Origin of the sequence: Anaerostipes faecis, assembly GCF_910574135.1 — a bacterium.
Taxonomy (GTDB): Bacteria; Bacillota; Clostridia; order Lachnospirales; family Lachnospiraceae; genus Anaerostipes; species Anaerostipes hominis.
Window position 1 is genome coordinate 15,984 of the sequence record NZ_CAJSYK010000021.1, and the last position, 10,824, is coordinate 26,807.

Sequence of the window (10,824 nt, forward strand, 5' to 3'; positions counted from 1 at the left end):
ATGGCCTATTGAGGTGGCCTTTAAAAGCGTCTTTTAGCATATATATTATTTAGTTCATAGATTCCAAAATTGCATCAACCATTGCGTCGATTTCCTCTGACTGGCTGTCGTTCAGCGCAGATTTGATCGTTATGGTTGGTTCCAGGACGGTCATTTCTTTCATACCTGACACCAACTCGTTCATCTGTCTGCCGGAAGTTGCCGCCCACGTTCCGTTCTGCATGAACGCTATGGTACGTTTCTGAAGATTATGTGCTTTCAGATCAAGCAGCACGGTCTCCATATTCGGGAAAATACCGCCGTTGTATGTTGGAGACGCAAATACCAGATGGCTTGCGCGGAATGCTTCGGAAACAACCACAGACGGATGGGTTACAGACACATCGTACATGGCAATATTTTTAAGACCTTTGTCAGCAAGGCGGGAAGCCAGTACATTAGCTGCATTTTCCGTGTTGCCGTAAATAGATGCATAAGCGATCATGACACCCTGGTCTTCCGGCTCGTAAGTGCTCCATTTCTGATACTTTTCAATGAACCACTCAAGGTCTTTTCTCCACACCGGACCATGGAGCGGACATATCATTCCGATTTCCACATTGGAAGCCTTCTTTAACAGAGCCTGTACCTGAGCTCCGTATTTTCCTACGATATTCGTATAATATCTTCTGGCGTCATCCAGCCATTTGTGCTCAAATTCAATCTCATCGGCAAACAGATTTCCGTTGATCGCCCCGAAAGTTCCGAAGGCATCTGCAGAAAATAATATTTTGTCCGTCGTATCATATGTGACCATAACTTCCGGCCAATGTACCATAGGTGCCATAAGGAATGTGAAAGTATGTTTTCCGGTACAGAGGGTATCGTTTTCCTTCACGATGACAGCGTCTGTCTCGATCTTAAAGAACTGTTTGATAATGTCCGCCGTCTTTGCATTGCATACGATCTGAACATCCGGATATCGCATGATTACTTCTTTGAGCATGGCACAGTGATCAGGTTCCATGTGGTTGATAATCACATAATCCAGTGTGCGTTCTCCGAGCGCATGGACAAGGTTTTCAAAAAACTGCTCGCTGACAGCCTTGTCCACCGTATCGAAAAGCACTGTCTTTTCATCTAACAGCACATAAGAATTGTAAGAAACACCGTTTGGCACCGGAAAAATGTTTTCAAACAGGGCGAGTCTCCTGTCGTTTCCTCCGATCCAATATAAGTCGTCTGTAATATTTTTTGTACAATACATGTTTTCATCCCCTTAGCTTGTTTGATTATTTTTTGTCAATATTATATCAATACTAGTATAATGTCCCAAAATGCATTTTACAAGTCAAATATACCAACTGAAAAAGATTCTACATAATTCCCAGCATGTTTTTATTATATAAATTCTTTGTTAGTAAAAATTGACACATTTCCATTCCTCTTTTATAATGGAGACGGCATAGAGAAGGAAAATAAAACAAAAATTTATATAAGAACAGGAGATAAGACAATGCAGATCAGTAAAAAAAATATGATCGCACTGATCTTCGGGACAGTTGCTGTGATCATTTGCATGGTCATTGTAGTAATGTTTTCCGGCGGATTTAAAAAGGATAAAGAAGACTCAGCAGTAACTGAGACATCCTCGGAAGAGACAACGTTGGAAGATACCGGATCTTCCGAAGATCATCAGACGCCGGAACGCGGCACAGAAAGCACCAGGTCCGGAAAACAGAGTACGACCGCAGCCCACAGGAGTACGGCGACGCGCAGACAGAAGAGGACTACGGCCGAACGGCAGAAAACGACAACAGCCACACAACAAAAGACCGAGGCACCAAAACCTGCCACGACGGAACAGCCGGCCACAACGGAACAGCAGCAGGAACAAACTGAAGATAACGTTCAATAAGGAGTTATGAGAGATGAAAGGCAAAAAAAGACATACTTGGCTCTGGTTTCTTCCGGAAATCCTGGCCGCAGGTTTTTCTCTGTTTTCATATAGAAGGCTGCATGGAAAACAAAAGAGAGCAGTGCCGGATGTATTCTTTTGTGAGGCGCTCAAAAGGAGGGACGGCATTTTAGTTCCGGGCGCCCTCGTAAAAAACGGTGTCATAGGCGCACAGCTTAAGGACCGTCTGGACGGGGCGCTGAGGCTTTACCGGGCCGGTGTCTGCAGGTTTATTCTGATCTCAGGAACGAAAAAGGAAGTAAAGTTCATGCAAATGTACCTGCTTTTAAGAGGAATTCCAAAGGAAAATCTATATGAAGACCGAGAAGGATTCGATACATTCCGCACAATGAAGAATACAAGTTCCGCGTTTCGCGGAAAATCATTTTATGTGTGCACGCAGAAGCTGTATGTCCCAAGGACAGATTATCTGGCAGAAGCCGCAGGACTTAACGCCCATGCGGTTATCGCGGATGCGATGATCTATCAAAGCAGACACAAAGACAGAGTACGGGAATATTTTGCCGCATCCAAGGCACTGCTGGAGGGAGTGGTTTATCAGTGGATCAGGCGTTAGACTATAGAGTGATTTACAGCAGCAGAAAAACTCTGGCCGTCACAGTGACTGCGGACGGACAGGTGATTATCAGAGCGCCCGAACGATTTCCAAAAAGTGAGATCCGCAGATTTATCGAAGATAAACAAGACTGGATCAGACACCACGTGAAGCTTTCAGAGGAGAGAAAAAGAAATCAGAAAAATATCCGTATGACGGCCGAAGAACGGGAAACCTATATACAGGAGGCGAAAACTGTGATCACACGGCTCTGCCGGATATATGCAGGACAGATGGGAGTTGCTTACGGGAAAATAACGATCCGTGAACAGAAGACACGCTGGGGCAGCGCAAGCAGCAAAGGAAACTTAAATTTTAACTGGAAGCTGATACTGATGCCGCGAAAAGTTCTTGAATATGTGGTGGTACATGAACTTGCCCACTTAAAAGTCATGAACCATTCCCCGGCATTTTATCAGGTAGTCGCACAGTATATGCCGGATTATGAACAGCCGAAAACATGGCTGTCGAAACATGGTGCAGAATATAAAGTTCAGTTGATTTCATAAAGGAGGGACCGTAATGAATGCGGTTTATGAAAAATTACAGATATGCTATGAGAGCATGCAGGAAAAAACAGATTTTAAGCCGCTGATAGCCATTGTACTTGGATCAGGACTCGGCGATTTTGCAGAGGATATTCAGATCGAGACAACCGTAGACTATAAGGATCTGCCGGATTTTCCGGTGTCCACAGTGGAAGGCCATAAAGGAAGATTTATCTTTGGTTATGTAGAAAAGGTACCCGTGGTGATCATGCAGGGAAGAGTCCATTACTATGAAGGTTATGACATGACAGATGTGGTCCTGCCAATCCGTCTGATGAAAATGATGGGTGCCAAAGCCCTGATCCTTACCAATGCGGCAGGAGGCGTCAACGACGAATTTGACGCCGGTGATCTCATGATGATCACTGACCAGATTTCTACCTTCGTTCCTTCTCCGCTGATCGGACCGAACCTGGAAAAGCTGGGAGAACGTTTCTGTGATATGACAGGCATTTATAATGACAGATTCCAGGACATTTTTCGCAGAATCGCCAGGACACTTGAAATCGATTTGAAGGAAGGCGTCTATGTGCAGCTCAGCGGACCGAATTTTGAATCTCCACAGGAGATCAAAATGTGCAGAATACTGGGTGCGGATGCGGTCGGCATGAGTACGGCCTGCGAAGCCGTAGCCGCAAAGCATATGGGAATGAAGACCTGCGGTATTTCCTGCATCACCAATCCGGGCGCAGGCATCACAATGAAGCCGTTAAGCCATGCAGAAGTTCAGGAGACCGCAGATAAAGCCGCTCCTGTGTTTAAGGCATTGCTCAAAGAAGGGATCATAAAGATAGCGGAGCTGCTCTGAGAAAAGCAGTTCCGGCAATATATTCAAAGGAGAGTCTCATGATAAGGATCTATAATGCCAAAATTCTTACAATGGAAAACGGTATGCAGCCGTTTGACGGAGAAATCCAAATTGACGGGTCCCGGATTTCATATGTCGGTGAGAAAATCTCCGCTTTTTCCGGAGCAGACGGGCAGTTTGAAAGAGAGATTGACGCCCGGGGTGGTCTTTTAATGCCGGGTTTTAAAAATGCCCACACTCATTCTGGCATGACCTTTTTAAGGTCCCATGCAGATGACCTGCCGCTGCTTGAATGGCTGAACCGGCAGGTTTTTCCATGGGAGGCAAGGCTCACTCCCGACGATATCTATCATCTCTCCAAGCTTGCGGTTATGGAATATCTGACAAGCGGGATGACGGCCAATTTTGATATGTACTTAACACCTGATACGATCGCTCAGGCATCCGAAGACTGCGGATTCAGGACGGTGCTTTGCGGTGCCCTGAACGATTTTTCACAGTCTGTCGAACAGTTGGACGAATGGTATCAAAAATATAACAAAAAAGGCAGTCTGATCAGCTTTCGGCTTGGTTTTCATGCAGAGTATACCACATCCGAGGAGAAACTTCGCGCTCTAAAAGAGCTGGCGGATCAGTATCATGCTCCGGTTTATACCCACAGTTCAGAGGGCCTCCCGGAAGTCATTTCCTGCAAAGAACGCACCGGGCTGACGCCGACGGCTTACATGGACCGACTGGGCCTGTTCGAGAATGGAGGCGGGTGTTTTCACTGTGTCCATATGGAACCAAAAGATCTCCGGATTTTGAAAAAACGGCGGGTGTCTGTGATCACAAATCCGGCATCTAATTTGAAGCTGGCAAGCGGCATTGCGCCGATAAAGCAGATGATGGATATGGGGATCAATCTGGCCATCGGGACTGACGGCCCAGCGAGCAACAACTGTCTGGACATGTTCCGTGAAATGTTTTTGGTCACAGGGCTCTCCAAGTACCGGGAAAACGACGCCTCGGCCACAGATGCGGACGCTGTGCTCAAAATGGCTGCGCTGGGCGGCGCAGCGGCAATGGGACTCTCTGACTGTGATATTCTCGCAGAAGGGAAGCAGGCAGACCTGATCCTGATCGACCTGAATCAGCCAAACATGCGGCCGCTCCATAATCTGACAAAGAATTTAGTTTACAGCGGAAGCAAACAAAATGTCCGGTTCACTATGGTTGCGGGGAAGATCCTCTATGAGGACGGAGAATTCTTTATCGGAGAAGAACCTGATTACGTTTACAGGAAAGCGGAAGAGATCACGGGAAGAATTTTTGGATATTAAAAGAAAGAGAGAGCATATGAAATTTGTAATTCAAAGAGTCAGCCATGCCGAGGTGGATGCGGACCACAAAACGGTCGGGAGCATTGACCGGGGATTTTTAGTACTGATCGGTGTCGGTCAGAACGACACGAGAGAGACAGCGGATAAACTGATTAAAAAAATGGCAGGGTTAAGAATATTTGACGATGAAAATGGGAAGACGAATCTTGCACTGAAGGATGTGGACGGCAGTCTCCTGCTCGTCTCCCAGTTTACCCTCTATGCAGACTGCAGAAAGGGCAACCGGCCTTCTTTCATCAATGCAGGAAAACCGGACCTGGCAGAAGAATTGTATGAATATATCATATCAGAGTGCAGAAAAAAAGTTCCGAAAGTCGAGACCGGAATCTTCGGTGCGGAGATGGAAGTGAGGCTTACAAACGACGGACCGTTCACGATCATACTGGACAGTGAGGACAGCTGATTTTCAGTTGTCCTTTGGTATGGTTTATGCTATAATTCATCAGAGAGAAACAGAAAAATACGATAGATGAGGTAAGTTCATGAAAGATATAAAGGATATGAAAAGGATTCTTTTGAAGCTGAGCGGCGAAGCACTCGCGGGAGATAAAAAGACTGGTTTTGACGAAGCCACCTGTATGGATGTGGCAAGACAGGTCAAGGTTCTCGCCGACCGGGGACTCCAGATCTCCATTGTCATCGGAGGCGGTAATTTCTGGAGAGGACGCACAAGCGAGAATATGGAACGGACGAAAGCAGACCAGATCGGCATGCTGGCTACGGTGATGAACTGTATTTATATTGCGGACGCTTTCCGCACCGCAGGGCTTGAAACCGAAGTGTTCACCCCATTTGTGTGCGGCTCGTTTACAGAACTGTTTTCCAAAGACAAGGCGATAGAAGCCATGGAAGACGGAAAGATCGCTTTTTTTGCAGGCGGAACCGGACATCCGTATTTTTCTACCGATACGGCAACAGCTCTTCGCGCTGTGGAGATCGAGGCAGATGCTATTCTGCTCGCCAAGTCTATTGACGGTGTTTACGACAGCGATCCTGCGGTTAACCCCGATGCAAAGAAATACGATACTATCAGTTTAGATGATGTATTGGATCAAAAGCTTGCAGTCGTGGATCTGACAGCTACGATCATGTGTCTGGAAAACAAGATGCCCCTTGCAGTGTTCGGGCTTAATGAGCCGGACAGCATAGCCGATTTATTAAAAGGAAAATTCAATGGTACATATGTTACCGTAAAATAGGAGGAAGAAAAATGTTAAAGAAATTTGAAGATAAGATGCAGAAATCTTATGAGAACATGACATCAGAATTTATGGCGATACGTGCAGGACGCGCCAATCCTCACGTTCTGGACAAAGTTACCGTAGACTATTACGGAGTGCCTACTCCGATCCAGCAGGTGGGAAATGTCTCTGTTCCGGAAGCCCGCACGATCCTGATCCAGCCGTGGGAGCCGAATCTGCTCGGAGAGATCGAGAAAGCGATCATGATGTCTGACATCGGAATCACTCCTAACAATGACGGAACTGCGATCCGCTTGAATTTCCCGGAACTCACGGAAGAACGCAGAAAGGATCTGGCAAAGGATATCAAAAAAAGAGGAGAGACAACAAAAGTTGCAGTCCGGAATATCCGCCGGGATGCCAACGATGAACTGAAAAAGATGAACAAAGCCAATGAGCTGAACGACGACCAGTTAAAAGACCAGGAATCTGAAGTTCAAAAGCTTACGGATGCATATATCAAAAAAATTGATGATGCGGTGGAGGCAAAGTCAAAAGAGATCATGACAGTATAACAATAAAGAAAAGCTGCAGGGCTGGTTTGAGTCAGCCCTGTTTTTTCGATGATTTGACGGAGGTGTTCTATGGAGTCAATGAGAGTGCCGGAGCATGTTGCGATAATCTTGGACGGCAACGGCAGATGGGCAAAAAAAAGATTCCTTCCCAGGAATATGGGGCATGCACAGGGCAGCAAGACGGTGGAGAGAATCATTGAGGATGCATTTGACATGGGCATCAAATACCTGACGGTATACGCATTTTCAACCGAAAACTGGAGACGTCCGAAGGATGAAGTGGATGCCTTGATGAAGCTTTTAAGGGACTACTTAAAGACATGCATCAAACGGGCAAATAAAAATAATATGCGGGTCCGCGTCATCGGAGATGTGACCGGGCTTTCAGAGGATCTCAGGGAAAAGATCGAACAGCTTGAAGAAGCATCCAAGGGCAACACAGGAATCAATTTTACTATCGCCCTGAATTACGGCAGCCGCGATGAAATGATCCGCGCCATGAAAAAAATGGCCGGTGATCTGCTGGCAGGCACTCTGAAAAAAGAGGAGATCACAGAAGATCTGTTTGCAGGATATCTGGATACAAAGGGACTTCCCGAGCCTGACCTGATGATCCGCACAAGCGGAGAACAGCGGCTGTCGAATTTCATGCTCTGGCAGCTGGCCTACACAGAATTTTATTTTACCGATGTGCTCTGGCCGGATTTCAACAAAAAAGAATTGAAAAAAGCTGTGGAGTACTATAACGGAAGAGAACGGAGATTTGGAGGAATATAGACTTATGTTTAAACAGAGACTTATCAGCGGGATTGCTTTAGTGGCAGTTACCGTCCTTGGCCTTTACCTGGGCGGTATCGTAACTTTACTCTTAACGGCGATCGTTGCCCTGATCGGATACAATGAAATACTGAAGATTTTCAAAATAGAGAAATCATCTCTGGCGGTCCTTGGATACACAGGAACGATTCTTTACTATGCCGCATTGTTTTTTGACCTGGGCCAGTGGTCCACATCGATCATCATTTTGTTTATGATCTTCCTGCTCGGATGTTATGTGATCCGCTTTCCAAAGTATCACATGAACCAGGTGATGGCTTGTTTTTTTGGATTTGTCTATGTGAGCGTCATGATTTCCTATATTTATCAGCTGAGGATCGCTCAGAACGGAGGCGAATTTATCGTGCTCCTGTTCCTGGCCGCATGGGGCAATGATACACTTGCTTACTGCACCGGCATGTTGATCGGAAAGCACAAGATGACCCCGAAACTGAGTCCGAAAAAGAGCATAGAAGGCCTGATCGGCGGTATTATTGGGGCGGTGATCTTAGGAGCAGCATATGGTATCTATTTAAAGACAAGGATACGGTTTAATTTTAATCCAATGATGATGTTCGGGATTATCTGCGGAATCGGTGCGGCTATATCCGTGATCGGTGACCTGGCTGCTTCAGCGATCAAAAGAGATTCCAGGATTAAGGATTTCGGTACTCTGATCCCGGGACACGGCGGTATTCTAGACCGGTTTGACAGCATTATATTGATCGCTCCGGTTATTTATTATCTTACAATGATGATCTCAGGAGGCGCGATGCAGTGAAGTATATTTCCATCATTGGCTCTACCGGTTCGATCGGAACCCAGACGCTGGAGCTTGTACGTGCAAATGAAGACCTTGCAGTGACGACTCTGGCAGCCGGAAGCAATGTGGATCTTTTAGAACGGCAGATACGGGAATTTCATCCGCATACAGCAGTTCTCTATGACAAACAAAGAGCAGAGGAACTGCGGCTGCGCGTAAAGGATCTTGAAGTGAAGGTGCTTTCCGGACCGGAAGGCCTCATCGAGGCGGCTTCTGAGCCATCCTGTTCGCTGGTCGTCACTGCAGTCGTCGGGATGATCGGCATAAAGCCGACGATGGCTGCCATAAGGGCAAAGAAAGATATCGCTCTCGCAAATAAGGAGACGCTGGTGACCGCAGGCCATCTGATCATGCCCATGGCAAAAGAATACGGAGTTTCGATTTATCCGGTGGACAGCGAACACTCCGCAATTTTTCAGTGCCTTCAGGGAGAGGCTGAAAGAGATGTGGATTCCCTGATCATCACGGCATCCGGCGGACCATTTCGTACCAGGACAAAAGAAGAACTCAAAACGGTCACATTAAAAGATGCTTTAAATCATCCAAACTGGTCTATGGGCAAAAAGATCACCATAGATTCCGCAACGCTGGTCAATAAGGGGCTGGAAGTGATCGAGGCACGCTGGCTCTTTGACATGGATTTTGACCGGATCAAGGTGGTCGTACAGCCTCAGAGCATCATTCATTCTATGGTGCAGTTCAAGGACGGCGGGGTAAAGGCCCAGCTGGGAACCCCGGATATGAAGCTTCCGATCCAATACGCCCTCTACTATCCGGAGCGCAGATTTCTTCCGGGTGATCGTTTAGATTTTGCTGCATTGGGAAGTATCTCTTTTGAAGAGCCGCCTGTTGATGTTCTAAAAGGTCTTTCATATGCATATGATGCAGGACGGACCGGCGGATCCATGCCGGCCGTGCTGAACGCAGCCAACGAAAAAGCAGTGGCTCTGTTTTTGCAGGAGAAAATATCTTTTACAGAGATTTATGATCTGATCGAAGATGCAATGAATGCACATCATGTGATAGAGAATCCATCTCTTACGGAGGTACTGGAAACAGAACAGTGGGTATATGAATTCATAGAAAGCAGGTAATTACTTGAACATTATTATTGCAATCTTAATCTTTGGCATTATTATCATCGTACATGAATTGGGACATTTTTCAGTCGCCAAAAAGAACGGCATCCGTGTGGACGAATTCTGTATAGGGCTTGGTCCGACTCTGTTCGGAAAACAGGTGGGAGAAACTTATTATTCTGTAAAACTCCTTCCTTTCGGCGGAGCCTGTATGATGGGTGAAGACGAAGACCGGCCGGAGGCGGACGCTTTTGGAAATAAATCTGTCTGGGCCAGAATGGCAGTCATTTTTGCCGGACCGTTTTTCAATTTTATTTTTGCCCTGATCCTTGCCTTTATTATGATCGGTATATCAGGAGCTGACCTGCCCGATATCGCCAGAGTGGAGACAAAGTCTCCTGCTCAGGAAGCAGGATTGAAAGCCGGGGACCAGGTCTTGAAGATTGATGGAAAAAAGATCTACAATAACCGCGAACTGTCTTATTATTTCCTTCTGGACTATAAAGGCGGAGAAGTGCCTATCGTGATAAAGCGGGACGGAATAGAGAAAAACCTCTCTGTGACCCCGAAGTTTAACAAGGAAGCCAAAAGGTATATGATCGGCATAGGCTGGGAACCATATCAAAAATTAAATCCCCTCAGGACCATAGAATATGGATTTCATGAGGTAGGATTTCAAATTCGTGTGACGGTAAAGAGTGTCGTGAAACTGGCTACGGGACAGCTGACGCTGAATGATCTGTCAGGGCCTGTGGGCATTGTAAAACAGGTAGGGGATACGTATAACCAGGCAGCCACTTACGGTTTCACAGTCCTTCTTTCCACGATGCTGAGTATTGCGGTCCTGATCAGCGCAAACCTGGGGGTTATGAATCTTCTGCCGCTTCCCGCACTGGACGGAGGCAGACTTTGCTTTCTCATCGTGGAAGCGGTCAGAAGAAAGCCTGTTTCCAAAAATGTGGAAGCCACCGTCCATACGGTCGGTCTGTTTTTGCTGCTGGGGCTTATGATCTTTGTCATGTTCCAGGATATCTATAAGATTATGTTGTAAAGGAGTCTT

The 10,824-nt window shown here is 46.4% G+C and carries 13 protein-coding genes; 12 read left to right on the forward strand and 1 reads right to left on the reverse strand.

Going from position 1 to position 10,824, the window contains the following annotated elements; translation table 11 throughout:
- Positions 1-49 precede the first annotated feature (49 nt).
- Positions 50-1,246 (reverse strand): FprA family A-type flavoprotein, encoded by a 1,197-nt coding sequence (locus QGT46_RS12895; RefSeq protein WP_024727593.1) that lies wholly within the window; start codon positions 1,244-1,246, stop codon positions 50-52.
- A 249-nt stretch (positions 1,247-1,495) separates the two neighbouring features.
- Here QGT46_RS12895 and QGT46_RS12900 point away from each other — a divergent pair, with 249 nt between their 5' ends.
- From QGT46_RS12900 to rseP, 12 genes are all read left to right on the forward strand, one after another.
- Positions 1,496-1,897, forward strand: a complete 402-nt coding sequence (locus tag QGT46_RS12900) for a hypothetical protein (protein WP_148460015.1) — start codon at positions 1,496-1,498, stop codon at positions 1,895-1,897.
- Between the two features lie 13 nt (positions 1,898-1,910).
- Complete coding sequence (locus QGT46_RS12905; protein ID WP_148460014.1) at positions 1,911-2,513, forward strand: SanA/YdcF family protein; 603 nt, start codon at positions 1,911-1,913, stop codon at positions 2,511-2,513.
- On the forward strand, positions 2,498-3,061 hold the full coding sequence (locus QGT46_RS12910) for a M48 family metallopeptidase (protein WP_148460013.1): 564 nt from the start codon (positions 2,498-2,500) through the stop codon (positions 3,059-3,061). Before QGT46_RS12905 ends, QGT46_RS12910 begins: the two co-directional genes overlap by 16 nt.
- A 13-nt stretch (positions 3,062-3,074) precedes the next feature.
- Positions 3,075-3,908: a purine-nucleoside phosphorylase gene (locus QGT46_RS12915; RefSeq protein ID WP_024727589.1), complete on the forward strand. Its 834-nt coding sequence runs from the start codon at positions 3,075-3,077 to the stop codon at positions 3,906-3,908.
- Between the two features lie 38 nt (positions 3,909-3,946).
- Complete coding sequence (locus QGT46_RS12920; RefSeq protein ID WP_148460012.1) at positions 3,947-5,230, forward strand: amidohydrolase; 1,284 nt, start codon at positions 3,947-3,949, stop codon at positions 5,228-5,230.
- Positions 5,231-5,246: 16 nt separating this feature from the next.
- Complete coding sequence (dtd, locus tag QGT46_RS12925; protein ID WP_024727587.1) at positions 5,247-5,693, forward strand: D-aminoacyl-tRNA deacylase; 447 nt, start codon at positions 5,247-5,249, stop codon at positions 5,691-5,693.
- Between the two features lie 97 nt (positions 5,694-5,790).
- Positions 5,791-6,489, forward strand: coding sequence for a UMP kinase (gene pyrH / locus QGT46_RS12930; RefSeq protein ID WP_148460030.1), 699 nt, complete (start codon positions 5,791-5,793; stop codon positions 6,487-6,489).
- Positions 6,490-6,500: 11 nt separating this feature from the next.
- Positions 6,501-7,046, forward strand: a complete 546-nt coding sequence (gene frr / locus QGT46_RS12935; RefSeq protein WP_024727585.1) for a ribosome recycling factor — start codon at positions 6,501-6,503, stop codon at positions 7,044-7,046.
- Between the two features lie 78 nt (positions 7,047-7,124).
- Positions 7,125-7,823, forward strand: coding sequence for an isoprenyl transferase (locus QGT46_RS12940; RefSeq protein ID WP_024727584.1), 699 nt, complete (start codon positions 7,125-7,127; stop codon positions 7,821-7,823).
- Positions 7,824-7,827: 4 nt separating this feature from the next.
- Entirely contained in the window at positions 7,828-8,643 is an 816-nt protein-coding gene (locus QGT46_RS12945; RefSeq protein WP_148460011.1) for a phosphatidate cytidylyltransferase, read from the forward strand.
- Positions 8,640-9,779, forward strand: a complete 1,140-nt coding sequence (locus tag QGT46_RS12950) for a 1-deoxy-D-xylulose-5-phosphate reductoisomerase (protein WP_024727582.1) — start codon at positions 8,640-8,642, stop codon at positions 9,777-9,779. Before QGT46_RS12945 ends, QGT46_RS12950 begins: the two co-directional genes overlap by 4 nt.
- A 4-nt stretch (positions 9,780-9,783) precedes the next feature.
- A complete protein-coding gene (gene rseP / locus QGT46_RS12955; RefSeq protein WP_024727581.1) occupies positions 9,784-10,815 on the forward strand; it encodes an RIP metalloprotease RseP in 1,032 nt (343 codons plus the stop codon).
- Positions 10,816-10,824: the final 9 nt, after the last annotated feature.

What these genes read in the sequence shown, in the direction of transcription:
- QGT46_RS12895 (WP_024727593.1), bottom strand. Translation starts at nt 1,246, where the DNA reads ATGTATTGTACAAAAAATATTACAGACGACTTATATTGGATCGGAGGA.
- QGT46_RS12900 (WP_148460015.1), top strand. Translation starts at nt 1,496, where the DNA reads ATGCAGATCAGTAAAAAAAATATGATCGCACTGATCTTCGGGACAGTT.
- QGT46_RS12905 (WP_148460014.1), top strand. Translation starts at nt 1,911, where the DNA reads ATGAAAGGCAAAAAAAGACATACTTGGCTCTGGTTTCTTCCGGAAATC.
- QGT46_RS12915 (WP_024727589.1), top strand. Translation starts at nt 3,075, where the DNA reads ATGAATGCGGTTTATGAAAAATTACAGATATGCTATGAGAGCATGCAG.
- QGT46_RS12920 (WP_148460012.1), top strand. Translation starts at nt 3,947, where the DNA reads ATGATAAGGATCTATAATGCCAAAATTCTTACAATGGAAAACGGTATG.
- dtd (WP_024727587.1), top strand. Translation starts at nt 5,247, where the DNA reads ATGAAATTTGTAATTCAAAGAGTCAGCCATGCCGAGGTGGATGCGGAC.
- pyrH (WP_148460030.1), top strand. Translation starts at nt 5,791, where the DNA reads ATGAAAAGGATTCTTTTGAAGCTGAGCGGCGAAGCACTCGCGGGAGAT.
- frr (WP_024727585.1), top strand. Translation starts at nt 6,501, where the DNA reads ATGTTAAAGAAATTTGAAGATAAGATGCAGAAATCTTATGAGAACATG.
- QGT46_RS12940 (WP_024727584.1), top strand. Translation starts at nt 7,125, where the DNA reads ATGAGAGTGCCGGAGCATGTTGCGATAATCTTGGACGGCAACGGCAGA.
- QGT46_RS12945 (WP_148460011.1), top strand. Translation starts at nt 7,828, where the DNA reads ATGTTTAAACAGAGACTTATCAGCGGGATTGCTTTAGTGGCAGTTACC.